The sequence below is a fragment of the Bacteroides sp. 51 genome, from assembly GCF_010500965.1.
Lineage (GTDB): Bacteria > Bacteroidota > Bacteroidia > Bacteroidales > Bacteroidaceae > Bacteroides.
The window spans coordinates 1-321 of the sequence record NZ_QVMI01000168.1; the positions used below are offsets into that span (position 1 = coordinate 1).

The 321-nt window shown below is 44.9% G+C and carries 1 protein-coding gene; it reads right to left on the reverse strand.

Annotation, left to right across the window (positions count from 1 at the left end; all coding sequences use genetic code 11):
* Positions 1–296: hypothetical protein (locus tag D0T87_RS23970; protein WP_239063892.1), on the reverse strand; the 296-nt coding region annotated here is incomplete at its 3' end.
* Positions 297–321 lie beyond the last annotated feature (25 nt).

Genomic DNA, 321 nt, shown 5'->3' on the forward strand with positions numbered 1-321 from the left:
CGCACAGAAACAGCCTTTTTGATCAAATAGTAGAGATCCTCTGGTAGACTGGGAGCAAGACCTTTGGATTTTAAAATCCTAAGGATTTTATTTCCAGTGATGTAGCGAACTTGAGCAACACCATGTGAATCCCGAAGGATGACACCAATCTGAGAAGGAGTGAGACCCTTCTTGGCTAGTTTATACATCTGTTCCTTAACATCATCCGATGTGAGTTTCATCCACGTGGGTACGCTTCGGCGATACGGCAAAGCCGATCCAGAGATACCCTTTCCGGGTGCATGCATACGACCCATGTTGGCTGTTTTTAAGTCAACTTTT